Genomic DNA, 25985 nt, shown 5'->3' on the forward strand with positions numbered 1-25985 from the left:
TCAGGCGCTCATCACAAAGGCTTGTTCGCCGACCAGCTTGCGGCGCAGCCAGGCGGAGAACTGGTCGACGATGAAGATGGTCGTGAACAGGAGCAGCACCAAGGCTATCGTCTTGGCGCCGAAGCCGCGCGAGATCGACAGCTTCAGCTCCTCGCCGATGCCGCCGCCGCCGACCGCGCCCATGATGGTGGAGATGCGCACGTTGATCTCGATCCTGAGCAGCGTATAGGACATGAAATTGGGCAGCACCTGCGGCAGGCCGGCAAAGCGTACCCGCTCGAACCAGTTGGCGCCGACGGCCCGCAGGCCTTCCTCGGTGCGCATGTCGACGTTCTCGTTGATCTCGTAGAACAGCTTGCCCAACGCGCCGATCGAATGCAGACCGATGGCGATGATGGCGGCGATCGGACCGATCGAAACGATGGCCGCGAACAGGCCGGCGATGACGATCTCGGGAAAGGCCCGCAGCAGTTCCATGAAGCGCTTGACGACAAGCCGCAGCAGCGGATGCGGCGTCAGGTTGCGCGCCGCGATGAAGGAGAACGGCACGGCGAAGACGAAACCAATTGATGTCGAGACCAGCGCCACGTTAAGCGTGGTCAGCATCAGCTCGAAATATTCCGGGATGTAGAAACCGCCCCAGACATAGGCGCGGCCGAGCGGAAAGTTGAATTCCTGCGTGCCGGTGTCATGCGGGGAGGCGATGTCGAACAGCGCCCGCCAGACATCGTTCCAGTCCTTGGGAACGAGCCAGCTCAGGAAATCCAGAATATGCGGCAGCCGGTCGAAGAAGTGCCCGGCATTGGCCTCGTCGGCAAACCACATGGTGCCGCCGAGTGCGACCAACAACAGGCCGACGCCGATGGCGGTGTAGAGCCGGCGCAAGGAGGTCTGGCGACGCCAGGCGTCGGCCATCTGGTGCGTGGCGCCGGAAGGAGCTGTCAGGGAAAGGGTCATGGTCGGAGATGCAAGAAGGGCGGCGTTTTCTCGGCGCCGCCCTTCCTGATTTCTGCCTTTAGCCGCCGATGGCTGCCTTACGGGCTTCGACGATGACGTTATAGAAATCCGCCTTCACCGGAACGTAGCCGGTAAAATCGCCGCCTTCGACGCCTTCGAAGCAAGCCTTGTCCTTCTTGGGCAGGTCGGTGAAGAAGGCGGCCAGCTTGGCCGTCATCTCGTCGCCGAGCGCCGTGCGCACGACCAGCGGACCGTTCGGGATCAGGCCCGAGCGCCAGACCTCGACGAAGTCGTTGGGGTCGACGGCGCCCTTGGCGACTTCCTTGTGGAAGGTGCCGGAGGTGTAGCCGTCCTTGAAGTCGCCGATGCCGGAGGAATCGTCCACCGCCACGTCGACCTTGCCGTCACGCACGGCGAGCACATTGTTCTCATGGCCGCCATTGAACTGGGTCGAGGCGAAGAAGGTCTCGTTCGACGCGCCCGTGTCCTTCGGAATCTGCGTCAGCGGGATCAGGTAGCCGGAGGTCGAATCCGGATCGGCGTAACCGAGCTTCTTGCCCTTGGCCGACTTGATGTCGGTGATGCCGGAGGACTTCAGCGCCAGGCCGATCGAATAGTAGCCGGTCGCGCCGTCGGTCTGCTGGGTTGTGAGAATCGGGGTTACCGCCTTGGGATCCTTGAGGACGACGCTGGCGTAGCCGGAAGCGCCGAGTTCGGCGAAGTCGAGCGTGCCGCCGAGAAGTCCCTGGATGACGCCGTCATAGTCGGCGGCCGGGAACAGCGAGACCTTCTCGAAGCCGAATTCGGCCTTCAGGTGATCGGCCAGGCACTGGTAGTTGCGCAGCCGGTCGGTTTCGTTCTCGCCGCCGAGGATGCCGACGCGGAATTCCTTCATATCGGCGGCATGCGCCGCGCCGGTGGCCATTGCAAGCACCGAAACGGCGCTGAAAACCATTTTCCTGAACATCTGATTTCTCTCCTGTAGGTTCCGGCCCCGCGCCGGCGGCGTTGGTGATTTTGACGGGTGCCCTGACGCGGGCTGGCGATCCAGGTCGCTCTCAGTAACCCGGGAATGCGGGTTCGAGCGGTCCGGCGGATGCGGCGATCTTTTGCTTGAAGGCAACGCTGGTCGAGGTGATGGCCTCGGATATCTCGCCGCCATTGCTGTCGGCGCCATAGACGAGACGGACGGCCTCGCGGTTAAGCTCCTCCGGCGGCCCGTCGAACACGACCTTGCCCGCGGCCATGCCGATGATGCGGTTGCAATAGGTACGGGCGGTGTCCAGCGTGTGCAGGTTGGTGACCACGGTGATGCCTTCGCGCAAATTGATGTCCTGCAGCGAATCCATCACCACCTTGGCGTTGAGCGGGTCGAGCGAAGCGATCGGTTCGTCGGCCAGGATCACCCGGGGCTGCTGCATCATGGCGCGGGCAATGGCGACACGCTGCTGCTGGCCGCCCGACAAGGTGCCTGCGGGCTGCAGCGCGGTACGGGCGATATCGAGCCGCTCGAGGGCGGCGACCGCCTGCGCACATTCGGTTCGCGAGAACATGCCGAAAAGGTTCGACAGGGTCGGACGATGGTTCAGCCGGCCGAGCAGCACATTGGTCAGCACGTCGAGGCGCGGAACAAGGTTGAATTGCTGGAAGATCATGGCGCAGTCGCGCTGCCAGCGCCTGAGCGGCGAACCGCGCAATTGCGAGACCTCGGCGCCGTCGAAGAAAATCGATCCATGGCTGGGATCGATGAGGCGGTTGATCATACGCAGAAGGGTCGACTTGCCGGCGCCGGAACGGCCGATGACGCCGACCATCTGACCCTGCGGGATCGAGATGCTGACATCGTTGACGGCGGTGTTCTTGCCAAATCGTCGGGTGACGCCGCGGATTTCGAGCGTGGCTGACATGGTGCGTTCCCGTCCAGTCGCGGTTGAAGGTCCTGTTGACCCTCGCTAGCGCAGCGCCATGAACCTGTGGTGTCGGATTGATGTCAGTTTTGTTACCACCCACAGCCGCGTCGCGCGCGATCAGGCCAGGACCATCAGTTCCTCGAAATGCTCCACGTCCCTGAAACTGCGGAAGGCAGGCGGCTTGAGAAGACAGCCCCCTGCCCGAACTCTATGTAAGGGATGCGAATAGTGAGCAGCCCTATTCCATTCACCACCGTCATCCACCGTATTTTTCCAGGAAAGCTTCGGCCTCGAGCTGACGGAAATCGTCGAGTGCGGCGCGCAGCCTCGCATGGTCCCAATCCCACCAGGCAAGCGCCTGGTAGCGCTCGGCAGTGCGGCGGTCGAAGCGCTCGCGGATCGGCTTTGCCGGCACGCCGGCGACGATGGTGTAGGGAGCGACATCCTTCGATACCACCGCTCCGGCGCCGACGGCGGCGCCATCGCCGACGGTGATGCCGGGCAGGACTGTCGAGCCATGGCCAAGCCATGTGTCGTGGCCGATTGTGACGCGCCTGGCGCGGCGCTCAGCGAAAAATTCGCTCTCGTGTTCGGCATCGTCCCAATAGTCCGATGCGCGGTAGGTGAAATGGTGCAGCGTCGGCCGCCAGGTCGGGTGGTTGGTGGCGTTGATGCGCACGCTTGCCGCGATGTTGGAGAATTTGCCGATCGTCGCACACCAGACGGCGCAGTCCTGCATCATGTAGGAATAGTCGCCGAGTTCGCTTTCCGAAACCCGACAGCGGTCGGCGATTTCGGTCCACCGGCCAAGCGTCGAATTCTCCACGTCCGCCGTCGGGTGGACCAGCGGCGTCTCCGACAATTTCCTGCTCATGCGGCGAGCTTTCCCGGGGCGAAGGCGGTGACGTCGATGATGCGGTCGGCCACCGCTTCGCGCACATCATGGTCGTGGAAGATGCCGAGCAGGGCGACGCCTGCCGCCTTCTTGGCGGCGATGAGTTCGATCACCACATCGCGGTTCCTTGCGTCGAGCGAAGCGGTCGGCTCGTCGAGCAGCAGGATCGGGTGCCCGGTGATGAAGCCACGCGCGATGTTGACGCGCTGCTGCTCGCCGCCGGAGAAGGTCGCCGGCGGCAATGCCCAGAGTTTTTCCGGCAGGTTAAGCTGCGCCAGCAGGGCGCGCGCCTTGCTTCTTGCTGCTTCGCGATCCTCACCGCGCTCTACGAGCGGCTCAGCGACGACGTCGAGCGCCGATACGCGGGGCACGGTGCGCAGGAACTGGCTGACATAGCCGATGGTCTGGCGGCGCACGGCAAGCACGGTGCGCGGGCTGGCGCTGGCAAGGTCGATCAGCCCGTCTTCGTGCGTGACGATGATCTGGCCTTCGTCGACGGCGTAATTGCCGTAGAGCATCTTCAGGATCGAGCTCTTGCCGGCCCCGGACGGGCCGCCGAGCACGGTGCATTCACCGGCGCGGATCGAGAAGGAGACACCGGCGACGACAGGCAGTTTGATGCCGTCGCGCAGATGCATGGTGAAGCTCTTGGCGACGTCGGAAACAACGAGAGGCGTCGGCATCAGAAGGTACTCCAATCGTTATTCGTTTGCGGGCAGGACAGAGGGGGGGTGACTTGGCGCCATCGTCAAACCTGCAGAATCGAGGAAACAAGTAATTGCGTGTACGGCGCGCGCGGGTCGTCGAGCACGCGGTCGGTGAGGCCGCTTTCGACGACGCGGCCGTCCTTCATCACCATCATGCGCTGCGACAAAAGCCGCGCCACCGCGAGGTCATGGGTGACGACGATGGCGGCGAGGCCGAGATCGGTGACGAGGCCGCGCAAGAGATCGAGCAGGCGCGCCTGCACCGAGACGTCGAGGCCGCCTGTCGGTTCATCCATGAACACCAGCCGCGGGCCGGTGACGAGGTTGCGGGCGATCTGCAGGCGCTGGCGCATGCCGCCGGAAAAGGCGCGGGGCTCGTCGTCGATGCGATCTTCCTCGATCTCGACGCGCGACAGCCAGTCGACGGCGGTGGCGCGGATCTTGCCGTAGTGGCGGTCGCCCACCGCCATCAAGCGTTCGCCGACATTGGCGCCGGCCGACACCGTCATGCGCAAGCCGTCGGCCGGATTCTGGTGGACAAAGCCCCAGTCGGTGCGCATCAGGAAGCGGCGCTCGGCCTCGCTCATGCGGTAGAGTTCGCGGAACTGGCCGTCGCGCATGCGGTAGCTGGCGGTGCCGGATGAGGGCAGCAGCCGCGTCGACAGGCAGTTGAGCAATGTCGTCTTGCCGGAGCCGGATTCGCCCACGACAGCCAGGACTTCGCCCGGCCACAGATCGAAGGTGACGTTGTCGCAGCCGACGCGCGAGCCGTAGAATTTCGAGAGCGCCGAAACGCGTAGCAAGGGTTCGTCGGTCATTGTATCTCCTTACCCTCCCCCTTGTGGGGAGGGTCGGCGCGCAGCGCCGGGGTGGGGGCTGCCGATGGGTCGCTACCCCCACCCGCGCCTTCGGCGCGACCTCCCCACAAGGGGGAGGTAGGGGTGCTGCGCCGCTTCTCGCAGTGGTCGGTGTCGGAGCAGACGAACATGTGGCCGCCGTGATCATCGAGGATGACCTCGTCGAGATAAACGTTCTCGGCGCCGCACAACGCGCAGGGCTGGTCGAAGGTCTGCACCTCGAACGGATGATCCTCGAAGTCGAGGCTGACCACATCAGTAAAGGGGGGCAGCGCGTAGATGCGCTTCTCGCGGCCGGCGCCGAACAGCTGCAAAGCCGGCGAGCGGTGCATCTTGGGATTGTCGAATTTCGGCGTCGGAGACGGGTCCATCACATAGCGGCCCTCGACCTTCACCGGATAGGCATAGGTGGTGGCGATGCGGCCGTGCTTGGCGATGTCCTCATAGAGCTTCACATGCATGAGGCCGTATTCCTCCAGCGCATGCATTTTGCGCGTTTCGGTCTCGCGTGGCTCGAGAAAGCGCAGGGGCTCGGGGATCGGTACCTGGTAGACCAGCACCTGGCCTGCGGCGAGTGGATATTCGGGAATGCGGTGGCGGGTCTGGATGATGCTGGCGCTGGCGGTATCGGTCGTAACCGCCACATTGGCGACCTTCTTGAAAAAGGCGCGGATCGAGACCGCATTGGTGGTGTCGTCGGCGCCCTGGTCGATGACCTTCAGCACATCGTCGGGGCCGATGATCGAAGCGGTAACCTGGACGCCGCCGGTGCCCCAGCCATAGGGCATCGGCATTTCGCGCGAGGCGAACGGCACCTGATAGCCGGGAATGGCGATGCCCTTGAGGATCGCGCGGCGGATCATCCGCTTGGTCTGTTCGTCGAGATAAGCGAAGTTGTAGCTGGCGATGTCGGTCGGTTGCGCGCTCATTCCGCGGCCTCTTTCTTCTCTTCAATCTTGCCGGGATTTTCGCGGGCGTCGTACTCGGCGCGCATGCGGCGCACGAGGTCGAGTTCGGCCTGGAAGTCGACATAATGCGGCAGCTTCAGATGTTCGACGAAGCCGGTCGCCTGGACGTTGTCGGAGTGCGAGATGACGAATTCCTCGTCCTGGGCGGCGGCGACAATGTCCTCGCCGAGTTCGCTTGCACGAAGAGCGCGGTCGCAGAGTGCCATGGCCATCGCCTTGCGCTCGCTCTGGCCGAAGACCAGCCCGTAGCCGCGTGTGAATTGCGGTGGCGCCTTGGCCGAGCCCTTGAACTGATTGACCATCTGGCATTCGGTAACGCGCGCGGTACCGAGCGGCACCGCGAAAGGCAGTTCGGGCACGTCGAGCTCCAGCTCGACCTCGCCGATGCGGATCTCGCCGACGAAGGGATGGTTGCGGGCATAGCCGCGCTGCGTGGAATAGCCGAGCGCCAGCAGGAAGCCCTCGTCGCCGCGCGACAGCGCCTGCAGGCGGATGTCGCGAGCCATCGGGAACTCCAGCGGCTCGCGGGTGATGTCGCCGGGGACATGGTCCTGCGGCATGTCTCCGTCCGGCTCGATCAGCCCATCGCGAGCGAGGATCGCCGAGACGCGCGGCATTGCCTGCGCTTCCGTCTCGCGCCGCAAGGGCGCGGCGACATCGGCGCCGGCGGCAAGCTCGGGATCGAGCAGCCGGTGCGTGTAGTCGAAGGTGGGCCCAAGCAACTGGCCGCCGGGCAGGTCCTTGTAGGTCGCCGAAACGCGGCGTTCGACCAGCATGGTGGCGGTGTCGATGGCATTTGTATAGCCAAAGCGCGGCAGCGTGGTGCGGTAGGCCCGCACCAGGAAGATCGCCTCGATCATGTCGCCGCGCGCCTGCACGATAGCGAGTGCGGCGAGTTCGCGATCGTAAAGCGAGCCTTCGCTCATCACCCGGTCGACGCCGAGCGCCAGCTGTTCGACGATCTGGTCGAGGCGCAGTGCCGGTACCGAGCGGTCACCGCGCCGACGGTCAGCGAGCAGGCTGTGGGCGTTGGCGATCGCGGCTTCGCCGCCTTTTACCGCAACATACATCGCTAGGCCTCCGTCGTCTTGATGCGTGTCGTACGCGGCAGGCAGGCGAGGCTGTCATGTGCCGCCAGGATGATGTCGACGCCGCGCGGAAAGCGGTTGATGTTCTGCTTCCACTGCTCGATGAAATGACGCGGCATGCGGGCCGGCGCGATCGTCGCCGTCTTCTCGATGCCAGGACCTTCGAGCAGCAGCGGCGTGCCTGACGTGAGATCGCCGACCTGCAGGATCAATGTGGTCGAGCGGTCGGGATAGTCCTGCGTGCCTTGCGAGAAACCGTCGAGCGCCATCATCTCGGCCGGCGAGGCCACAAACGCGAAATGCGCGTCGGCCGGGGTGTTGGCCAGCGGCGCACCGCTGTGAAAGCCGAGCCAGGACATGACCGCTGCCGAGGCATGCAGGGCCGGGTCGAGCCAGAGCGGCGTGTCATTGTCGCACAATGCCAGCGCAACCGCGCCCGATGTCGCCGAAAGCGGCGCCGGCGGGCGGGCCAGGGCCGGCAAGGGTTGCACGCTGCCCGGCCGCGCCATTGCGTCCATGACGGCGCGAAACACCGTCTGGGCGTTGAACACCGGATCGGCGAACCCGCCCTCGATCGATTGCGCTGCGATATCCATCAATCTTCTCCGCGAACCATGGTGAAGAAATCCACCTTCGTTGCCGCCGTTTCGGCGCGGCGCCTTTCTCGTGCCGTGGTCAAGGCAGCCCGCAGCGGCGCGAGAAGGCCCGTTTCGACCGCCTCTCGGTGGGCGGGGTCCTGCCACAGCGCGTCGGCGATGGCCGCCAGCTTCGCCTTCTGCTTGTCGCGGCCGAGCGCATAGCAATGGCCGACCTGTCCGGACGGCAGGCGCACTGTGGCGCGGGTCACGGTGGCCTCGCCGACATTGAACGGCGCGCCGCCGCCGCCGATGCGGCCGCGCATGGTAACCAGGCCGGTCTCGGGACCGCGCAGCAGTTCGACCTCGGCAGGCAGGCCGGATTCGTTCCAGAGGCGAACGATGTCGTCGCCGCTGGACTGCGCCAGGGTTGCCATGGCCGCCTTGCGTTCGGCCTGGTCGCGCGCTTCCTGTCCTCGCATGAGCAACATCCTTGCTTCTAATTTGTCTATTGATATAGACAACCATACGAATTATACCCATTACCTAACGCGAGTCCATGACGGGTGCGTGACAGGGGCCGGCCAGGGGCGAAACCGTGAACGGAAAACACGTGGCTGACGGTATCGAGCGGCGCAGCGGCGTCTCGTTGTGGCGCCAGATCGCCGACCGAATCCTGCAATCGATCGCTGCCGGCGATTTTGCCGAGAATGCCGCGCTGCCGCCGGAGGTGGCGCTGGCCGAGCGCTATGGCGTCAACCGTCACACGGTGCGCAGCGCCATCGCGGCGCTCGTGCAAGACGGGGTACTGCGGGCCGAGCAGGGGCGCGGCACTTTCGTGCTGTCGCGCAAGCGGCTGTCCTATCCGATCGGCGCGCGCACGCGATTTTCAACCGGCTTGCAGGGCCAGGCGTCGGAGCGGCATATCGTGCTGCTGGCCTCATCGGTCGAGCCCGCCAGCCGGCGCGTCGCCGAAGCCCTGGGCGTTGCCAGGGGATCGGATGTGATTCGCCTGGAGACGCGCGGCGAGGCCGATGGGAAGCCGGTGTCGCGCGCTTCCGGCTGGTTCGACGCCAGGCGCTTCGCCGGCATCGATGTGGCCATGGCCGAGACCGGGTCGATCACCGCATCGCTCAAGCGTTTCGGCATAGACGATTATCTCAGGCAATCGACGGTGCTGTCGGCGCGTCACGCCGATGCTTCCGACCTTGCCGACCTCGATCTGCAGCCGGGCGGCATCGTGCTGGTCACGGTGGCCGTCAACATGACGCCGGACGGCCGGCCGATCCAATTCGCCGAGGCGCGCTTCCCGGCGGAGCGGGTGGAGCTGAAACTGTCGGCGCTGTAGGCGTGTCGGCCTAACGCTGGAATCAGACCAGCCCGGTCGCGCGCACTTGTCAGCGGCTTGGCGTTTGGGGGTCGACCTGCGCGGGGGTGTGGTCAATTCGGGCCGGGTTCACGGCCTGCCATGTTATGCCCCTACCTCGATCACGGCCTTGATCAGCCCGGATTTCTCATGCGCCCAGCGGGCGAGGTCACGTGGCGTGTCGGCAAGCGTGGTGCGGTGGGTGACGAGCTTGGCCAGCGGCACCGCGCCATCGCGGATCGAAGCGGCGACGTGGTCAAAGTCGGCCCTCAAGGCATTGCGGCTGCCGACAAGCGTCATCTCGCGCTTGTGGAACTCGGGGTCGGAAAAGGCGATGTCGTCCTTCACGACGCTGACCAGCACCAATGTCCCGCCATGCGCGACATGAGCGAAGGCCGACTGCACCGAGGGGGTGTTCCCGGTGGCGTCGAAGACCACGTCGAAGCCTTCGCCTGATGTCGCTTCGCTGACCAGATCGGATGCCGCGCCGCGCGACCCGTCGAGGGTCTTGAAGCCGAGTTCATTGGCGGCGAAGCCGAGCCTTTCGCTGCTCATGTCGAGCAGCGTCACGTCGAGCCCGGCGATGCGGGCGAAGATGGCGGTGCCGAGCCCGATCGGTCCGGCGCCGATGACGAGCGTCCGTGCGCCGGGATCGGCACGCGAGCGCCGCACCGCATGGGCGCCGATGGCCAGGAACTCGACGGCCGCGGCATCGGCCAACGACAGGCCGTTGGCTGGATAGAGGTTTTGTTCCGGGATAAGGATCTGTTCGCACATGGCGCCGTCGCGATGCACGCCGAGCACTTCGATCCGGACACAGCAATTGGGTTTACCGTGCCGGCAGGCGATGCATTTGCCGCACGCCAGATAGGGATTGATGATGACCGGCTCGCCCGTGGCAAGACCAACGCCTTCGCCCGCCTCGACGATGGTCCCCGACACTTCATGGCCCATGATGCGGGGGTAGGCGAGGAAGGGATGCTTGCCCTCGAAGATGTGGTAGTCGGTGCCGCAGATGCCGACATGGCTGACCGCCACCAGCGCCCAGCCGGGAGGCGGCGAGCCAGCCGCGGGACGGTCTTCCACGACAAGGTCGCCGGGCGAACGGCAGACAACGGCTTTCATGCTTCAATCCAGTCGGTTCATGGAATCGTCGGCCGATTTTCGACCCGGCCGGCGATCGATTTTACTTGCCACCTCGGCGGCGCAGGCCGTCGAAGTAGACGATGACGATGATCAACATGCCGGTGATGACGCGCTGCCAGAACGTGTTGACGTTGAGCAGGTTGGCGCCGTTGTTGATGGTGGAGAGGATGAACGAGCCGATCAGCGGCCCGTGCACCGAACCGATAGCGCCGAACAACGACGTGCCGCCGATCACCGACGAGGCGATGGCTTGCAGCTCGTAGGTGTCGCCCTGCGTCGGATTGCCGATGCCGATGCGGGACGCGAGCAGCACGCCGACGAAAGCCGCGCACAGGCCGGACAGCACATAGGCCATGTAGATCGTGCGCGGCACGTTGACGCCGGAGAGGCGCGCGGCTTCCGCGTTCGAGCCGACGGAGAAGAGATAGCGTCCCCATCGCGTGTGGTGCAGGAAGACGTAGGAGGGCAGGGCAACCACGATTACCATCCAGAACAGATAGGGGATCCCCAGCAGCGAGCCGCGCGAAAACGCCTGGAACGCGTCGCTGTTGATCGATATCGAATTGCCATTGGTCATCAGGAGACCGATGCCGCGCAGCGAGGTCATGGTCGCCAGCGTGATGATGAAGGGCGGCAGGCCCATCCTGACGATGCCGAAACCGTGGAACAGGCCGATGGCGACCCCCACCAGCAGCGTCGCCAGAACCGCGATCCAGACCGGCCAGCCGGCATTGATCAGCAGCGCGACGATGACGGTGGCGAAGCCGACGATGGCGCCGACGGAAAGGTCGATGCCGCCGGTGATGATGACGAAGGTCTGGCCGACGGCCAGGATGGCGATCAGAGAACCCTGGCGCAGCAGGTTGGTGATATTGAGCGCCGAAGCGAAGGACGGCGTGGCGACCGCCAGGATGACCCACATCAGAAGCAGCAGGCCAAGCAGCGTCAGCCCGAACAGGGCATTGTAGTTGCGCTTCGGCTTTTCGGCAGGGATCGCCTCGGTGCTCATGTCTGTCCTCCCGTCTTTTCTTGTTTCTCGGCCAGGGCCTGGCCCAGAATGTCCTCGTGATCGGCGGTGCGGAAACCATGCGTGGCCACCAGCTTGCCGCGCCTGAACACATGCAGCGTGTCAGCCAGTTCGTAGACCTCAGGCAGATAGGACGAGATCAGGATGATGCCCGCGCCCTTGGACAACAGCACACTGAACAGCCGGTAGATCTCGGCCTTGGTGCCTACATCGACGCCGACCGTCGGCTCGTCGAAGATGAACAGTTTGGCGCCGTGCGCCAGCCACTTGCCGATGACGATCTTCTGCTGGTTGCCGCCCGACAGGCTGGAGGCCAGCGCGCCGCGCGTCGGCGTCTTGATCCTGAGGTCGGCGATCTGCCGGTCCGCCTCGGCCTTCTCCTGCGCAGACGAGATCAGCAGATTTTTCGATATGCGCTTGTAGATCGGCAGGTTGAGATTCAATGCAACCGGCAGGTTGAGGCACAGGCCCTGGTCGCGGCGGCTTTCCGGTGCCAGCGCCATGCCGAGCTTGATGGCGTCGTGCTCGGAGTTGACCTGCACCTCCTTGCCTTCCCACAACACCTGGCCGGCCGATTTGCGGTGGCGGCCGTAGAGGGTGGTGACGAATTCGCTGCGGCCGGCTCCGATCAGGCCGTAGAGCCCGACGATCTCGCCCGCGCGCACCGACAGAGAGACATTCTCGAAACCCTTGCCGGACAGGTTCCGCGCCTCGGCGATGACGGCGCCCGGCGTGAAATGCTCCTTGTGATAGATCTGCTCGATCGAGCGGTTGATCATCAGCTTGACCAGCTCCGGCTCATTGGTCTCGGCGATGTTGCGGGTGCCGACCAGCGTGCCGTCACGCAGCACCGAGACGCGGTCGGCGAGCTCGAACACCTCCTCCATGCGATGGCTGATGTAGATGATGGTGACGCCTTCACCCTTCAGGCGGCGGATCAGCGTGAACAGCTGGTCGGCCTCTTTGCGGGTGAGGTAGGCGGTCGGCTCGTCGAAAATCAGGAATTTGGTGCCGCGCACGGTGGCTCGGGCGGCGGCGATCAGCTGCTGCTGGCCGATGGTGAGATCGCCGAGCACGACATGCGCCGGCAGGTCGAAGCCGAGACCGTCGATGATCTTCTGCGCTTCCCTGACCATGGCTCGTTGCTGGAGGATGCCGAAGCGCGAGTTCTCCTCGCCGAGGAACATGTTGGCGGCGACGGTCAGGTGGCGGCAGAGCACGACTTCCTGGTGCACGGCGTTGATGCCGAGCGCCATGGCTTCGTGCGGCGTCGCCAGGGCAGCCGGCTTGCCTTCCCACACAACCTCTCCGGAGGTGCGCGGGATGACGCCGGTCAGAAGTTTGATCAGGGTCGATTTGCCGGCACCGTTCTCGCCGACGATGGCGTGGATCTCTCCCGCCTTGAAGGCCAGGGTCACAGGCTTCAGCGCATGCGTGCCGGGATAGCGCTTTTCCAGACCCTGCAGCTCGAGGATCGTCCTGCCGGGCTCCAGCACGGGGGCCGGATGCAGTTCCTGCGCGGTCGACGTCATGGCAATCCTCCCTGTTGTTTCCGGGGCGCAGAGGCCCCGGAAACAGTTGCGCGTGCCGATGCTCAGTTGAGCTTCGGGTTGAGCAGCGCGTCGATCTTGGGATCCTTCATGTTGGCCTTGGTGACCAGGTTGGCGCCGGTGTCGACATTGGTCTCGACCTTTTCGCCCTTGGAGGCGGCAAGCGCGGTCTTGATGCCGTCATAGCCCATCCGGTAGGGATCCTGGACGACGAGGGCGGAAATGACGCCGTCGTTGAGGAACTTGATCAGCTTCTCGTCGCTGTCGAAGCCAACCAGCGCCAGCTTGCCGCCGAGGCTGTTTTCGGCGACAGCCTGCCCGACGCCCTGCGCCATGATCAGGTTGGAAGCGAAAATACCCTTGAGGTTCGGATTGGCGGTGATCAGGTCGGTGGCGATGTTGAGGCCGGTGGTGGCCTGGCCGTCGGCATATTTGTCGGCGACCAGCTTCAGGCCCGGATATTTCGCCTTGAGCTGTTCGATGAAGCCCTGCTTGCGCTGTTCGAGCGAGCCGGCGCCAGGCGTGTTGGTGATCAGGGCAACGTCGCCCTCGATCTTGCCGCCATTGGCTTCGCCGATGGCCGCTGCGAGCCCGTCAGCGGCGACGCGGCCGCCCTGGACGTTGTCAGTGGTCAGGAAGGAGGTGAAGGCCTTGGAGTCGGCGCCGGAATCGATGCCGATAACCTTGACCTTGGCGGCGGCTTCGTCGATCGGCTTGCCGAGCGCCTTGAACTCGGTCGGCGAGATGACGATCGCCGCCGGATTGCTGGCGACGGCGTTTTCGAGGATCGAGATCTGGCCGTTTACGTCGGTCTCTGCCTGGGCGCCGAGCTCCGGCACGTTGACGCCGAGATCCTTGCCGGCCTTGCGGGCCCCGGCCAAGACGATCTGCCAGTAGAAGGACGTGGTGTCCTTGACGATGATCGGAATGGTCACGTCCGCCGCCGAAACCGGCGCCGAGTGCATGACGCCGGCAAGCATCGACGCGGCCGCCAGCGCCATGACAGCGCGGCGATTGAGAATGCTGGTCACGAATTTCATGGAATTCCTCCCTAGGTCGCCCGGTGAACGATACGGAAGCTCGGTTCGGATAGGCGTAGCCAAACAGAACTTTATCAATAAAAAACAGTTGCAGTATTTTGATAGTGCATCGATCCGGTCGATGCAAGCGGTGTTTATGCCATCCTCGGGGCATAGCGGTCATGACAGCACTGGCGCCTTGCTCTCCCCACGCTGCCCGCCGCTTCCGTTTCGTGTGACTAACGTATGGAATATTAATTCCATAAATTAGTAAATATAGAATGCCCGTTCCTTCTTCGGTTCGCGGGATCGTGAAGCCCCGCGATCGCACGCCTTCGCCCGGGCGGATCGGACACTTCATGCCAATTCCTGCACTACGGTGTAGGGGCGGTATCTGGCGTAGTCCGCCTGAGGCACGTCGACATCGAGCAGTTCGAGATTTCGGGTCAGGTTCGCCAGCTTGGCGGTGCCGGTCAGCACGGTGGCGACCGAGGATTCCTGGAGGGGGAACTGGAACGCGGCGGCGGCGAGCGGGTAACCACCTTCGGCGGCGATCCGCTCCATCGCGCCGACGCGGTCGAGCACGTCACCGCTGGCGGGCTTGTAGTCGAAATGGGCGCCCTGCACCGGTCCGGTCGCCAATATGCCTGAGTTGAACACACCGCCGATGACCAGCGAAGTCTGTCGGGCACGGCAGAGCGGCAAAAGTTCGGCTTCGGCGCTGCGATCGAGCAAGGAATAGCGGCTGGCGAGCAGGATACAATCGAGCGGCGCGCGACGCATCACGTCGAGACATACCCGGACTTCGTTGACGCCGAGCCCGTAGGCGGAAATGACGCCGGAGTTTTTCAGTTCTTCGAGCGCCTTGAGCCCACCGTCCATCAACTGGCGAAAGTGCATTTTGGTCTTCTCGACGCCATGCGTGTACACGCCGATGTCGTGCACAAACAGGATGTCTATCCTGTTTAGACCAAGCCGCGCATAGCTGAAGTCGACCGAGCGCATGATGCCGTCATAGGAATAGTCGTAGTCGAGCGCGAAGGGCAGCGGATCGACATAGGAGTGATCGGGAACCTGATCCTCCGGAACGGGCCGGAACAGGCGCCCGACCTTGGTCGACAGCACATAGGAATCGCGCGGCTTATAGCGCAGGAAGTCGCCGAAACGCCGCTCCGACAGGCCGAAACCATAGAAGGGCGCGGTGTCGAAATAGCGCAGGCCCGCCTCCCACGCGCCTTGCAACGTTTCCATCGCCGCCTCGCGCGAACAGGCGCGGTAGAGCCCGCCGATCGCGGCACCGCCGAAGCTTACTTCGGTGACCTCGAGCGCCGTCTGGCCGATGCGGCGTTTTTCCATGCACAACCTCCCCGTTGCCCGCCATTATCCGGCGCGGCAGATTCCAAGACCTCAAGCCGCAGCATTCCAGGAAAGTTCGCGGCCACTTTCCGGACTGCGCGACTTCAAAGAGTTAGAGCGTCGCGCCGAGATGCCAGGGCACGAACTCGTTGTCGCCGTAGCCGAAATCCTCGCTCTTGGTCTTGCGGCCGGAGGCCGTCTCGACGATCAGTTCGAAGATCTCGCGGCCCATGCCGGCGATGGTCTTCTCGCCGGAGGCGATGACGCCGCAATTGACGTCCATGTCCTCTTCCATCTGATGATACATGGTCGAGTTGGTGGCGACCTTGATCGACGGCGTCGGCCGGCAGCCAAAGCAGGAGCCGCGGCCGGTGGTGAAGACGATGATGTTGGCGCCGCCCGCCACCTGGCCGGTGGCGGACACCGGGTCGTAGCCGGGCGTGTTCATGAACACCAGCCCGCTGCCGGTGACCTTTTCGGCATAGCCGAAGACGCCGTTGAGCGGCGTCTGGCCGCCCTTGGCGACCGCGCCCAACGACTTCTCCAGGATGGTGGTGAGGCCGCCGCGCTTGTTGCCGGGCGAGGGGTTGTTGTCGATCGAGGCGCCGTGCTTGGCGACGTGGTCTTCCCACCACTTGACGTAGCCATCGAGCTTCTTGGCGATCTCGGGCGTCGCGGCGCGATAGGCGAGCAGATGTTCGGCGCCGTAGATTTCCGTCGTCTCGGAGAGAATACCGATGCCGCCGACGCCGGCGAGGATATCGACCGCGGCACCTAGAGCAGGATTGGCCGTGATGCCCGACATGCCGTCGGAGCCGCCGCATTGCAGGCCGACGACGATTTCGCTTACCGGGATGGGTTCGCGCTTGAGCTCGCCGACTTCCTCGGCGATCTCGGCCAGTACGCCCATGGCCTTTTCGACCGATTTGCGCGACCCGCCGGCGTCCTGGATGTTGAAATGGCGTTTACCGGCGGCCGCACCCTTCTGGCCGTACAGCGTGAGCTGGTTGACCTCGCAGCCGAGCCCGACCATCAGCACGCCGCCGAAATTGGGGTGGCGGGCATAGCCGGCCAATGTGCGGTGCAGCACCATCATCCCGTCGCCGGTGGCGCTCATGCCGCAGCCCTGGCCGTGGACGATCGGGACGAAGCCGTCGATGCCGGGATATTTTGGCAGCAGCGTGCGGTTGGCCGCGTCGGCGATGGCGTGGCAGACGGTCGCCGAACAGTTGACGCTGGCGATGATGCCGATGAAGTTGCGCGTGCCGGCGCGGCCGTCGGCGCGGCGATAACCCATGAAGGTGCGGGCGCGGTCAGCCTCGGTCGCATGTTCGGCCTCGCTTGGCGGCACCACCGGCAGGCGGCCGGCCTCAAACACCAGATTGTGCGAATGGACATGTTCGCCGGGCGCGATGTCCTGCGTGGCGCGGCCGATTGCCTGGGCATATTTGACCACGGCGGACCCGGCGGGAATCGGCTTGATCGCCACCTTGTGGCCGGGCTCGATGATAGCGGCGGCAAGCGCTCCGCCGGGCAGCGCGGTGCCGGTCTCGATGCGGCCATTGGCGACCGCGACATTGTCGGCTGGGGACAGAAGAATTGAGTTGGAGGCGTTCACGGGCGTTTCCTGGGGTGATCCTGGGAGGCGCGGATTGACACGCGCTTGTTAAGAGTTAATGTCTTTTATCGTGAAAAAACAGTTTTACGTCAATTGTTTTTTCCGGCAGTTCCTGTGCGCCTGGATGAGTAGCGGCGCTGCAACCGGTAAGCGAGCCCCTCGGCAAAGCGATTCCGCTTTCGAGGGCGATAGGAACGTCATATTTGCGCTTCAAGCCGGCCGCCGCAAGCGCCGGCCAGCGATGGGTCAGGGCATGTCGAAGAGCAACAACGTTTACAAGGATGCCTATAACAGGTGCCTCAGGCTGCTCGACGAGACGCGCAGCCTGCCTTCGGAACCGGAACTGGGTACGCTGCTCGGCGTCAGCCGCACCACGGTGCGCAGCATCCTTGGGCGCATGGAAGAAACCGGACTGATCGCCTGGAACAAGCGCGCCAAGACGGTGCTGCGTGAAACGCGCCCCGATGATTTCTTTCCCGAGGAAGAGACCGACACGCTGGCCGAGATCATCGAGCGGTCGTTCATGCGCAGGCTGCTCGCCGGCGGCGCCGAGGCCGGCATGCAGATCAACGAGCTCGAACTGGCGCGCGAGATCGGCGTCGGCACCACCAGCGTGCGCGAGTTCCTGATCCGCTTCTCCCGCTTCGGCCTGATCGAGAAGCGCCGTAACAGCCATTGGGTGCTGAAGGGTTTCACCCGCGCCTTCGCGCTGGAGTTGACGGAAATCCGCGAGATGTTCGAGCTGCGCTCGGCATCGGCGTTCACCGCACTGCCGCAGGACAGCGCGGTGTGGGTCGATCTCGACAATCTCGAAGAGGAACACCGCGGCCTGGCCCGTGACATCGCCACGCGTTTCAACGAGTTCTCGGAGCTCGACGAGCGCTTCCATCGGCTGATCCACCGCGCCTCGCACAACCGCTTCATCGTCGATTTCTATGATGTCATCGCCATGATCTTCCACTACCACTACCAGTGGAACAAGGCGCAGGAGCGCGAGCGCAACGAAATCGCGATCGGCGAGCATCTGGCCTATATCGCGGCGCTCAAATCACGCGACCTGGGCAAGGTCGATGCCGCCTGCCGCAAACATTTGAAGTCGGCGCGCCAGACGCTGCTGACCTCGATTCCCGAGAGCCGGCACCCACAGAGGCCCTGATCGCGCCGCGTTGCCGCAGCACCGATTTGCCGATTTTCCGTCTCTTGCTGCCGTGGTAGACATCTTCCGGTGATCGCTTGAAGATGCAGATGGTTTGAACAGGCAAGTCATTTGACCAAAAAGGGGAGACGGTGGAGCATTCCGGTCGCGCTTGTCGCGGCCTACCTGCTGCTGCTTCAGTCGACGCTGAGCGCATTCGCCTTCGCCACCGGACCGGCCGCCTCGCAAATCGACGCCTTCGGCAACGTCATCTGCACCCACGAGGGCACTGCCCAGCTTCCCGATGGCGGCCCGCATCCGTCGCATCTGCCGGCATGCTGCATGCTGGGCTGCAGCATGGTTTCAGCGGCCTTTGCGCCGCCACCCGATGCCGGGCTTGCGCTGGCCTCGCTTTCGTTCGAAGCCGTCGTTTTCATCTTTCCGGCGGCCACGCATCTCAATTTCGCGCGCCAGCGGTCGCCGTCGAACCCGCGCGCGCCGCCGCTTTCGGCCTGAGCCTGCTGTACGCTCGGCGGAACCTTCCGCCGGTGCTTTCATCCAAAGAACGAATCGTTCGCGACCGGCCAACGGCGCGATCCCCTATTCATGGAGCAAACCATGTCCCAAGCTTTTCATATCGCGGCGCCTCCTTCGGGCGGCCGCACCAAATTCCCGCGCCGTTTCAATGAACGTGTCGGCCTTGCCGTGCTGGCGTTTGTGCTCTTGTTCTTCGGTGCCCAGGCCGTCTGCGCGCATGAATTCAAGGCCGGCGATCTCGAGATCGAGCATCCCTGGTCGCGCGCGACACCCACAGGCGCCAAGGTGGCCGGCGGCTATTTCACCATCACCAACAAGGGCAATGCGGCCGACCGGCTGCTGTCGATTTCCTCCGATGTCTCCGACAAGGCAGAGCTGCATGAAATGGGCGTCAAGGACGGCGTCATGACCATGCGGCCGGTGGTGGGCGGCCTGGAGATCCCGGCCGGCGGCAAGGTGGCGCTGGCGCCCGGCGGCTATCACCTGATGTTCATCGGCCTGAAGCGGCAACCCAAGCAGGGCGAAGAATTCGCCGCCACGCTGACTTTCGAAAAGGCTGGCGCCGTCAACGTCGAGTTCGCTGTCGAAGGCATGGGCGGCGGCATGGACGACCACGCCAATTGACCGCGCCATCCACAACTATTGAATTCAGAGGGACCATCATGAACAAGTATCTTTTGTCGGCCGGCGCGCTTCTGGCGCTGGGGACCAGTGCCGCCTTTGCGCATGTCACGCTCGAAACACAGGAAGCGGCGGTCGGTTCGACCTACAAGGCCATCCTGCGGGTGCCGCATGGCTGTGACGGCAAGGCGACGACCGCCGTGCGCGTGCAGATCCCGGAAGGGGTGATCGCGGTGAAGCCGATGCCGAAGCCCGGCTGGACGCTGCAGACCAAGAAGGGCAAGTACGAGAAATCCTACCAGCTCTACGGCCAGGCGGTGGCCGACGGCGTCAAGGAGGTCGATTGGAGCGGCGGCAATCTGCCGGACGAATTCTACGACGAGTTCGTCTTCCGTGCGATGCTGACGGCAGACCTCCCGGCGGGTCAGAAACTCTATTTCCCGGTGGTGCAGGAGTGCGATGGCGCCGCCGACCGCTGGATCGAAATCCCGGCGGCCGGGCAGGACGAAGACGCCCTGGAGAACCCCGCGCCCGGCATCGAGCTCACGCCGAAAAAGTAAGCTCTCGCGGTGCGCTCCATGTCGGGAGCGCGCTGCATTTCATGGCAATGACATGACGGTGATATTCCCTTCCAGGATGGTTCGCATGGCCGGCAAGCTCATCGGCCGGGTTTCTGCTGGGCTGCTGGTCGTGGCCGTGCTGCTGATTGCCATGGCGGCGACAAATCAGGCTTTCGCCCACGCCGCGCTGATCAAGACCGATCCGGCCGATGGCGCCGTGCTGTCGCAGGCCCCGGCGCAATTCGCGCTGACTTTCAGCGAACCGGTCTCGCCACTGGTGCTGACGCTGGTGAAGCCCGACGGCACGCCCGTTCCGCTGACGTCCTTCCGCCTCAGCGACCAGACCGTCGTGATCGACGATCCGCAGGCACTTGGATCGGGCACGCATGTGCTGAGCTGGCGAGTGATTTCCGCCGATGGTCATCCGGTCGGCGGCTCTCTGCTGTTTTCCATCGGCGCGGCGAGCCAGCCGCCGGCTGTTTCCGAAGCCGTCGACTGGCAATTGCGCTCGGCGATCTGGATCGGCAAGGTCTGCCTCTATATCGGCCTATTCCTCGGGGTCGGCGGCGCCTTCGCTCTCGCCTGGCTGGCGCGGGGTGGCCGCGCCGGACAGCGCTTCGTCGCCGCCGCAATCCTGTGCGGGCTGGTCGCGGCAACCCTGTCGCTTGGCTTCCAAAGGCTGGATGCGCTCGGCGCGCCGCTCTCGCATATGGCGCAGCCGGCCATCTGGACCGCCGGTCTCGGCACCAGCTTCGGCTGGACGGCGTTGATCGCGTTGATCGCGCTGGGGCTCGGTCTTTTGTCGCTGGCCGGGCCGCGCGCGGCCGCCAGGCCCCTCGCGCTCGCCGGCCTGGCCGGAACGGGTCTCGCGCTCGCCGCCAGCGGCCACGCAAGTGCCGCCGAGCCGCAATGGCTGACGCGGCCGATGGTGTTCCTGCATGGCGCGGGCATTGCCTTCTGGGCCGGCGCGCTGGCGCCGCTCGGACTCGCGCTGAAACGGCAGGATGCCGAAGCCGTCACGTTCCTTCGCCGGTTCTCCGCCGCTATCATGCCGGTGGTGGCCTTGCTTGCCGCCGCCGGCGTGGTGCTGGCCGTCATCCAGGTGCAAACACCCGCAGCGCTGGTCAACACCGCCTATGGCCGGCTGCTGCTGGTCAAGCTCGCGCTGCTGGTCTTCCTGTTCACGCTCGCCGCCGTCAACCGCTGGAGGTTGACGGCAATGGCCGAGGCGGGGGCGACGGAAGTGCGGCGCAGGCTCACCCGTTCGATCGGCGTCGAAATACTGATCGTACTCGCCATCTTCGGTGTTGCCGCCGGCTGGCGCTTCACGCCGCCGCCACGGGCGCTGGCGATTGCCGCGGCGCAGCCGGTGTCGGTTCATATCCACGCGCTGAAGGCGATGGCCGACCTCAGCATCACGCCCGGCCATGCCGGGCCGGTCGCCGCCTCGATGATCATCATGACCGGCGATTTCGGGCCGCTCGACGCCAAGGAGGTGACGCTGGTGCTGTCGAAGCCGGACTCCGGCATCGAGCCGCTGAAGCGGGCCGCGACAAAGCCCGGCGACGGCAGCTGGCGTGTCGACGATCTCGTCATCCCGGTCCCTGGCCGGTGGACGGCGCGCATCGACATACTGGTCTCCGATTTCGAGATGGTGAAGATCGAGGCGCCGGTAGACATCAGGCCGTGATGGCTCTCCAACACAATTCGGCGAGGCGGTTGACGCGAGCCTGAAGGCCCGTCAATCATCCTGGCAGGATGCATCTTGGCAAAAACCCGGGCAATCGCGGGCTCGAACAAACAAGATCCGAAAGCAGGGAAGAAACATGGAAAAAGCCGAAATTGGCCTGATCGGCCTTGGCACGATGGGCTCCAACCTGGCGCTCAACATCGCCGAGCACGGGCACCGCATCGCTGTGTTCAATCGCACCAAGGCGCGTACGGATGCCTTTGTCGAGAATGCCGGCGCGCTCAGGGATATGGTTGTCCCCTGCTACAGCCTGGAAGAACTTGCCGCCGCGATCCGGCCGCCGCGTCCGATCATCATCATGGTGCTGGCCGGCAAGCCGGTCGATGAACAGATCGCCGCATTGCGCGGCGTGCTGTCCCATGACGACATCGTCATCGATGCCGGCAACGCCAATTTCCGCGACACGATGCGGCGCTTTTCCGAGCTGGCGGGCTCCGGCCTCACCTTCATCGGCATGGGCGTGTCCGGCGGCGAGGAGGGTGCGCGCCACGGGCCGTCGATCATGGTCGGCGGCACCGAGGAGTCCTGGAAGCGCGTCGAGAAGGTGCTGACGGCAATCTCCGCCAAGTTCAAGGACGAGCCATGCGCGGCCTGGCTCGGCACCGACGGCGCCGGCCATTTCGTCAAGACCATCCACAACGGCATCGAATATGCCGACATGCAGATGATCGGCGAGATCTACGGCATCCTGCGCGATGGCCTGGGCATGGCGCCGAAGGAGATCGGCGCCGTATTCGCCGGCTGGAACAAGGGCCGGCTCAACTCCTACCTGATCGAGATCACCGCCAAGGTGCTGGCGTCAGATGATCCCAAGACCGGCAAGCCGGTGGTCGACATCATCCTCGACCGCGCCGGCCAGAAGGGCACCGGCAAATGGTCGGTTATCGAGGCACAGCAACTCGGCATTCCGGCGACCGCCATCGAGGCGGCGGTGGCGGCACGCGTCCTGTCATCGATCAAGGACGAGCGGCTTGCGGCGGAAAAAGCCTATGGCAACATCGGCGTCACCAGGATTTCGGGCGACAAGGCAGACCTGCTCAAGGATATGGAACTGGCGCTGTTCGCCGGCAAGATATCAGCCTACGCGCAAGGCTTCGCCGTGATGAGCGGCGCTTCGAAGGCGTTCAACTGGAACCTGCCGATGCCGACCATCGCCAAGATCTGGCGTGCCGGCTGCATCATCCGATCGCAGTTGCTCGACACCATGGCCGAAGCCTTCGGCCGCGGCGGCGCTTCGACCAATCTCCTGATGGCGCCGGCCTTCATCACCATGATGCAGGAGGCGCATCCGTCACTGCGGCGCGTCGTGGCCAGGGCTTCCGAAGCCGGATCGCCGGTGCCGGCGCTGTCTTCGGCCCTTGCCTATTTCGACAGCTATCGCCAGGGCCGCGGGACCTCGAACCTGATCCAGGCACAGCGTGATTTCTTCGGTGCGCATGGCTTCGAGCGTATCGATGACAAGGGCGCCTTCCATGGACCCTGGGGGAGCGGCGCGGCTGGCTAGAACGGTTCAGCATTTCGCGGAACGGCGAACCGCTCTATCTCTCTGTTTTTGCGCAATTTCCTTGAGAAAGCTACGCGGGAATTGCTCTGGCGGCGCGGCTTCAATCAGCCGCGATAAGCCACAACCTCGCCCGGCGCGCTGAGCGACTGCAGCGAGCCGGGGGCCGCGCCGCCGATCCAGCCGAGCACGGCGCGGGCGAGCTCGGAACCGGCCAGCCGGAAGTTCTCGTTGACGATCAGCAGTTCCCGGCGGAACAGATGCAGCAATTCCGACGACTGCTTCGACACCACGTCGATGTCGCGGCCGAGTTTCAACCCGGCGTCCTCGACGCCGGCAACAATGGCGAGCGTGGCGGCGGCGGCGCTGCTGACGATGCCGTCCGGCCTGATGTCGCGCCGCATCAGCTGCGCGGTCCTCATCCTGATCTGCTCGATCGAGTGGTCGATCGAAACGGTGTTGAACGGCACCTCCGAGGCGCCGACTTCGCTCAGCGCGTCGGCAAAGCCGTTCACGGTGTGGCCGTGATAGGTCAGGCCGACCGGCGGCGTCACCAGAGCCAGCCGACGCCGGCCTAAGCCGGCCAGATGGCGCACCGCCTCGGCCGCGAAGGCGTAATTGTCGAAATCATGATAGGGGTGCACGAGCCCCATATCGGTGCGGCCGTGCGTTGCAAAAGGTATGCCGCGCTCCAGCATGTAGCGGGCCCTTGGATCGTTGGGCTGCGTGCGCGAAATGATGACGCCATCGGCGGAGCCAGTCTCCACCAGATAACGCACCGGATCCAGCGGATCCTGCGAGCGCGAGTAGGGCGTGACGATCAGATGGTAGGGCGTATCGGCGATGACTTCGGTGACGCCGTAGATGATGTCCGAGACAAAGCTCATGATCTCGTGCTCGGTGTTGAGCACGAGGCTGATGACGTTGGTCTTGCCGGTTCGCAGGCGCACGCCGGCGCGGTTCGGCCGGTAACCGATCTGCTTGGCCACGAGCTGGACGCGGCGCCTGGTCTCGGCGCCGATCTCCGGCGCGTCCTTCAGCGCCCGCGACACGGTGGTGACGCCGAGCCCGGTCATGAAGGCAAGCGTCTTCAGCGTCGGCCGCTCCCTGGCCGACGTCTCGTCATCGCTGTCCGTGCGCCGTCTGTCCATTCGTCCCGCCCCGTCAGGCGCTTAGCAGCCGCCGGCCAGGCCGGCAATCGCCGCCGTCGCTCCCATGGCGCGTCTCCTTAGCTGAACAAGCCTATACTGAAACGTTACAGATTGTCACGACCGGTGTTCGACCAGGCTGTGGCCGAGGTCGAAAGTCCGCATGGGCTCGCCGCCGAAAAGCGTTGGGAATCAGCAGGAAAGGCATTGGGAGCAAGCTTCTTGCGAGCTTTCTGTCTTGCCATGTGGGATTTTGCGTATTGCGCTGCACAACGGGTTCCATCCCGAAAGGATTTTGTTCGCGCCTCGAAAAATATCGAACTGACTTTCAAGGGAAGGGTTGCGCATATCTTGCAATTGCCGTATCGAAAATCTGTAACGTTTCAGATTCTGGGAGGAAACCGAAATGCGATACAAATTCCTGACCGCCGCGCTTGCGGCGACGGTGGCGTTGAATTTTGCCGGGCCGGCGGCCGCAACCGATCTGGAAGTCACCCATTGGTGGACATCCGGCGGCGAGGCGGCGGCGGTCGCCGAACTCGCCAAAGCCTTCGACGCAACCGGCAACCACTGGGTCGACGGCGCCATCGCCGGGTCCGGCGGCACGGCGCGGCCGATCATGATCAGCCGCATCACCGGCGGCGACCCGATGGGCGCCACCCAGTTCAACCACGGCCGGCAAGCGGAAGAGCTGGTGCAGGCAGGCCTGATGCGCGATCTCACCGATGTCGCCACCAAGGGCAAGTGGACCGAGGTCGTGCGGCCGAAGAGCCTGCTCGACGGTTGCACCATCGACGGCAAGATCTATTGCGTGCCGGTCAACATTCACTCCTGGCAGTGGCTGTGGCTGTCGAACGCGGCCTTCGAGAAGGCGGGCGTGCCGGTGCCGAAGAACTGGAACGAATATGTCGCCGCCGCCCCGGCGCTGGAAAAGGCCGGAATCGTCCCGCTCGCGGTCGGCGGGCAGGCCTGGCAGGCATCGGGCGCATTCGACGTGCTGCTCGCCGCAGTGGGCGGCACGGACACCTTCCTCAAGGTCTACAAGGACAAGGATGCGACGTTCGCCGCCGGTCCCGAAGTCGCCAAGGTCTTCAAGGCGGCCGACGATGCGCGCAAGATGGCCAAGAACACCAATGTGCAGGACTGGAACCAGGCGACCAACATGGTCATCACCGGCAAGGCCGGCGGCCAGATCATGGGCGACTGGGCGCAGGGCGAATTCCAGGTCGCCGGCAAGACCGCCGGCAAGGACTATACCTGCCTTCCCGGGCTTGGCCTGAACGAGGTCATCGCCACCGGCGGCGACGCCTTCTACTTCCCGCTGCTCAAGGACGCCGACAAGTCCAAGGCGCAGGAAGTGCTGGCCGAGACCTTGCTCGATCCCAAGACCCAGGTCGCCTTCAATCTCAAGAAAGGCTCGCTGCCGGTGCGCGGCGACGTCGACCTCAACGCTGCCAATGATTGCATGAAGAAGGGGCTCGACATCCTGGCCAAGGGCGCTGTCATGCCCTGGACGGACCAACTGCTCTCGCAGGACAGCCAGAAGCAGAAGGAGGACCTGTTCTCGGAGTTCTTCGCCAAGCCCGACATGACGCTTGAAGAGGCGCAGAAGCGCTTCGCCGACATCATCGCCTCGGCCGATTGACCGCCGACGAGCCGCCTCGCTCCCGACCCGGCCACCGCAGGGCCGGGAG

Annotated in this window: 24 protein-coding genes and 1 pseudogene; 8 read left to right on the plus strand and 17 right to left on the minus strand. The window is 64.5% G+C overall.

Features of this window, described 5'->3' with window-relative positions; translation table 11 throughout:
- The 10 genes and pseudogenes from phnE to phnG all read right to left on the minus strand — a co-directional run bounded on the left by phnE (position 1) and on the right by phnG (position 8439).
- Positions 1–957: a phosphonate ABC transporter, permease protein PhnE gene (gene phnE / locus FJ959_RS26120; protein ID WP_140500371.1), complete on the minus strand. Its 957-nt coding sequence runs from the start codon at positions 955–957 to the stop codon at positions 1–3.
- 58 nt (positions 958–1015) lie between these two features.
- On the minus strand, positions 1016–1924 hold the full coding sequence (gene phnD / locus FJ959_RS26125) for a phosphonate ABC transporter substrate-binding protein (protein ID WP_140500369.1): 909 nt from the start codon (positions 1922–1924) through the stop codon (positions 1016–1018).
- A 91-nt stretch (positions 1925–2015) separates the two neighbouring features.
- Positions 2016–2864 carry a phosphonate ABC transporter ATP-binding protein gene (gene phnC, locus FJ959_RS26130; RefSeq protein ID WP_140500368.1) on the minus strand — a complete coding sequence of 283 codons (849 nt, stop codon included), beginning with the start codon at positions 2862–2864 and terminating at the stop codon, positions 2016–2018.
- Between the two features lie 259 nt (positions 2865–3123).
- Positions 3124–3741, minus strand: coding sequence for a DapH/DapD/GlmU-related protein (locus tag FJ959_RS26135; protein ID WP_140500366.1), 618 nt, complete (start codon positions 3739–3741; stop codon positions 3124–3126).
- Positions 3738–4445 carry a phosphonate C-P lyase system protein PhnL gene (phnL, locus tag FJ959_RS26140; RefSeq protein ID WP_140500320.1) on the minus strand — a complete coding sequence of 236 codons (708 nt, stop codon included), beginning with the start codon at positions 4443–4445 and terminating at the stop codon, positions 3738–3740. Before phnL ends, FJ959_RS26135 begins: the two co-directional genes overlap by 4 nt.
- Before the next feature lie 65 nt (positions 4446–4510).
- Positions 4511–5287, minus strand: coding sequence for a phosphonate C-P lyase system protein PhnK (phnK, locus tag FJ959_RS26145; RefSeq protein WP_056577906.1), 777 nt, complete (start codon positions 5285–5287; stop codon positions 4511–4513).
- 128 nt (positions 5288–5415) lie between these two features.
- A pseudogene (locus tag FJ959_RS26150) lies at positions 5416–6255 on the minus strand (alpha-D-ribose 1-methylphosphonate 5-phosphate C-P-lyase PhnJ); the annotation flags it as partial.
- Positions 6252–7364 (minus strand): carbon-phosphorus lyase complex subunit PhnI, encoded by a 1113-nt coding sequence (locus FJ959_RS26155; protein WP_140584116.1) that lies wholly within the window; start codon positions 7362–7364, stop codon positions 6252–6254. The pseudogene FJ959_RS26150 and the gene FJ959_RS26155, both read right to left, overlap by 4 nt.
- Before the next feature lie 2 nt (positions 7365–7366).
- Positions 7367–7978 (minus strand): phosphonate C-P lyase system protein PhnH, encoded by a 612-nt coding sequence (gene phnH / locus FJ959_RS26160; RefSeq protein ID WP_140500314.1) that lies wholly within the window; start codon positions 7976–7978, stop codon positions 7367–7369.
- Positions 7978–8439 (minus strand): phosphonate C-P lyase system protein PhnG, encoded by a 462-nt coding sequence (gene phnG, locus FJ959_RS26165; protein WP_140566022.1) that lies wholly within the window; start codon positions 8437–8439, stop codon positions 7978–7980. Before phnG ends, phnH begins: the two co-directional genes overlap by 1 nt.
- A gap of 116 nt (positions 8440–8555) precedes the next feature.
- Here phnG and phnF point away from each other — a divergent pair, with 116 nt between their 5' ends.
- On the plus strand, positions 8556–9305 hold the full coding sequence (phnF, locus tag FJ959_RS26170; protein ID WP_140513789.1) for a phosphonate metabolism transcriptional regulator PhnF: 750 nt from the start codon (positions 8556–8558) through the stop codon (positions 9303–9305).
- A 123-nt stretch (positions 9306–9428) separates the two neighbouring features.
- Here the strand turns inward: phnF and FJ959_RS26175 are convergent, their stop codons facing one another.
- The 6 genes from FJ959_RS26175 to FJ959_RS26200 all read right to left on the minus strand — a co-directional run bounded on the left by FJ959_RS26175 (position 9429) and on the right by FJ959_RS26200 (position 17039).
- A complete protein-coding gene (locus tag FJ959_RS26175; RefSeq protein WP_140632884.1) occupies positions 9429–10448 on the minus strand; it encodes a zinc-binding alcohol dehydrogenase family protein in 1020 nt (339 codons plus the stop codon).
- Positions 10449–10509: 61 nt separating this feature from the next.
- Positions 10510–11478: an ABC transporter permease gene (locus tag FJ959_RS26180; RefSeq protein WP_140500307.1), complete on the minus strand. Its 969-nt coding sequence runs from the start codon at positions 11476–11478 to the stop codon at positions 10510–10512.
- A complete protein-coding gene (locus FJ959_RS26185) occupies positions 11475–13028 on the minus strand; it encodes a sugar ABC transporter ATP-binding protein (protein ID WP_140584122.1) in 1554 nt (517 codons plus the stop codon). The genes FJ959_RS26180 and FJ959_RS26185 overlap by 4 nt, the downstream gene beginning before the upstream one ends.
- A gap of 62 nt (positions 13029–13090) precedes the next feature.
- Complete coding sequence (locus FJ959_RS26190) at positions 13091–14086, minus strand: ABC transporter substrate-binding protein (protein WP_140513786.1); 996 nt, start codon at positions 14084–14086, stop codon at positions 13091–13093.
- Between the two features lie 336 nt (positions 14087–14422).
- Positions 14423–15421 (minus strand): aldo/keto reductase, encoded by a 999-nt coding sequence (locus tag FJ959_RS26195; RefSeq protein ID WP_140632887.1) that lies wholly within the window; start codon positions 15419–15421, stop codon positions 14423–14425.
- A gap of 112 nt (positions 15422–15533) precedes the next feature.
- Positions 15534–17039, minus strand: a complete 1506-nt coding sequence (locus tag FJ959_RS26200) for an altronate dehydratase family protein (protein WP_140632890.1) — start codon at positions 17037–17039, stop codon at positions 15534–15536.
- 253 nt (positions 17040–17292) lie between these two features.
- Between FJ959_RS26200 and FJ959_RS26205 the strand changes: the two genes are divergently transcribed.
- The 6 genes from FJ959_RS26205 to gndA all read left to right on the plus strand — a co-directional run bounded on the left by FJ959_RS26205 (position 17293) and on the right by gndA (position 23146).
- Positions 17293–18195 (plus strand): GntR family transcriptional regulator, encoded by a 903-nt coding sequence (locus FJ959_RS26205; protein ID WP_140513783.1) that lies wholly within the window; start codon positions 17293–17295, stop codon positions 18193–18195.
- A 138-nt stretch (positions 18196–18333) separates the two neighbouring features.
- Positions 18334–18690, plus strand: a complete 357-nt coding sequence (locus tag FJ959_RS26210; protein WP_140500463.1) for a DUF2946 family protein — start codon at positions 18334–18336, stop codon at positions 18688–18690.
- A 102-nt stretch (positions 18691–18792) separates the two neighbouring features.
- Positions 18793–19335 carry a copper chaperone PCu(A)C gene (locus FJ959_RS26215; protein WP_140500295.1) on the plus strand — a complete coding sequence of 181 codons (543 nt, stop codon included), beginning with the start codon at positions 18793–18795 and terminating at the stop codon, positions 19333–19335.
- A 38-nt stretch (positions 19336–19373) separates the two neighbouring features.
- On the plus strand, positions 19374–19892 hold the full coding sequence (locus FJ959_RS26220) for a YcnI family protein (RefSeq protein WP_140500293.1): 519 nt from the start codon (positions 19374–19376) through the stop codon (positions 19890–19892).
- A gap of 85 nt (positions 19893–19977) precedes the next feature.
- Positions 19978–21582, plus strand: coding sequence for a copper resistance CopC/CopD family protein (locus FJ959_RS26225; protein ID WP_246679011.1), 1605 nt, complete (start codon positions 19978–19980; stop codon positions 21580–21582).
- Positions 21583–21697: 115 nt separating this feature from the next.
- On the plus strand, positions 21698–23146 hold the full coding sequence (gene gndA, locus FJ959_RS26230) for an NADP-dependent phosphogluconate dehydrogenase (RefSeq protein ID WP_281405975.1): 1449 nt from the start codon (positions 21698–21700) through the stop codon (positions 23144–23146).
- A gap of 104 nt (positions 23147–23250) precedes the next feature.
- Here gndA and FJ959_RS26235 read toward each other — a convergent pair whose 3' ends face one another.
- On the minus strand, positions 23251–24294 hold the full coding sequence (locus tag FJ959_RS26235; RefSeq protein WP_140632898.1) for a LacI family transcriptional regulator: 1044 nt from the start codon (positions 24292–24294) through the stop codon (positions 23251–23253).
- 403 nt (positions 24295–24697) lie between these two features.
- On the opposite strand from FJ959_RS26235, the gene FJ959_RS26240 reads away from it, so the two are divergent.
- Complete coding sequence (locus FJ959_RS26240) at positions 24698–25936, plus strand: ABC transporter substrate-binding protein (protein WP_140513777.1); 1239 nt, start codon at positions 24698–24700, stop codon at positions 25934–25936.
- The last annotated feature ends 49 nt before the right edge of the window (positions 25937–25985 follow it).

This window comes from Mesorhizobium sp. B2-2-4 (genome assembly GCF_006442375.1).
Classification (GTDB): Bacteria; Pseudomonadota; Alphaproteobacteria; order Rhizobiales; family Rhizobiaceae; genus Mesorhizobium.

Coding starts and splice junctions, on each gene's coding strand:
- FJ959_RS26155 (WP_140584116.1), bottom strand. CDS start 7,364: ATGTATGTTGCGGTAAAAGGCGGCGAAGCCGCGATCGCCAACGCCCAC.
- phnD (WP_140500369.1), bottom strand. CDS start 1,924: ATGTTCAGGAAAATGGTTTTCAGCGCCGTTTCGGTGCTTGCAATGGCC.
- FJ959_RS26205 (WP_140513783.1), top strand. CDS start 17,293: ATGTCGAAGAGCAACAACGTTTACAAGGATGCCTATAACAGGTGCCTC.
- FJ959_RS26195 (WP_140632887.1), bottom strand. CDS start 15,421: ATGGAAAAACGCCGCATCGGCCAGACGGCGCTCGAGGTCACCGAAGTA.
- FJ959_RS26220 (WP_140500293.1), top strand. CDS start 19,374: ATGAACAAGTATCTTTTGTCGGCCGGCGCGCTTCTGGCGCTGGGGACC.
- FJ959_RS26215 (WP_140500295.1), top strand. CDS start 18,793: ATGTCCCAAGCTTTTCATATCGCGGCGCCTCCTTCGGGCGGCCGCACC.
- FJ959_RS26240 (WP_140513777.1), top strand. CDS start 24,698: ATGCGATACAAATTCCTGACCGCCGCGCTTGCGGCGACGGTGGCGTTG.
- phnE (WP_140500371.1), bottom strand. CDS start 957: ATGACCCTTTCCCTGACAGCTCCTTCCGGCGCCACGCACCAGATGGCC.
- FJ959_RS26225 (WP_246679011.1), top strand. CDS start 19,978: ATGGCCGGCAAGCTCATCGGCCGGGTTTCTGCTGGGCTGCTGGTCGTG.
- FJ959_RS26190 (WP_140513786.1), bottom strand. CDS start 14,086: ATGAAATTCGTGACCAGCATTCTCAATCGCCGCGCTGTCATGGCGCTG.
- phnL (WP_140500320.1), bottom strand. CDS start 4,445: ATGCCGACGCCTCTCGTTGTTTCCGACGTCGCCAAGAGCTTCACCATG.
- phnH (WP_140500314.1), bottom strand. CDS start 7,978: ATGGATATCGCAGCGCAATCGATCGAGGGCGGGTTCGCCGATCCGGTG.
- FJ959_RS26175 (WP_140632884.1), bottom strand. CDS start 10,448: ATGAAAGCCGTTGTCTGCCGTTCGCCCGGCGACCTTGTCGTGGAAGAC.
- FJ959_RS26180 (WP_140500307.1), bottom strand. CDS start 11,478: ATGAGCACCGAGGCGATCCCTGCCGAAAAGCCGAAGCGCAACTACAAT.
- phnK (WP_056577906.1), bottom strand. CDS start 5,287: ATGACCGACGAACCCTTGCTACGCGTTTCGGCGCTCTCGAAATTCTAC.
- phnC (WP_140500368.1), bottom strand. CDS start 2,864: ATGTCAGCCACGCTCGAAATCCGCGGCGTCACCCGACGATTTGGCAAG.
- FJ959_RS26135 (WP_140500366.1), bottom strand. CDS start 3,741: ATGAGCAGGAAATTGTCGGAGACGCCGCTGGTCCACCCGACGGCGGAC.
- FJ959_RS26185 (WP_140584122.1), bottom strand. CDS start 13,028: ATGACGTCGACCGCGCAGGAACTGCATCCGGCCCCCGTGCTGGAGCCC.
- FJ959_RS26235 (WP_140632898.1), bottom strand. CDS start 24,294: ATGGACAGACGGCGCACGGACAGCGATGACGAGACGTCGGCCAGGGAG.
- phnG (WP_140566022.1), bottom strand. CDS start 8,439: ATGCGAGGACAGGAAGCGCGCGACCAGGCCGAACGCAAGGCGGCCATG.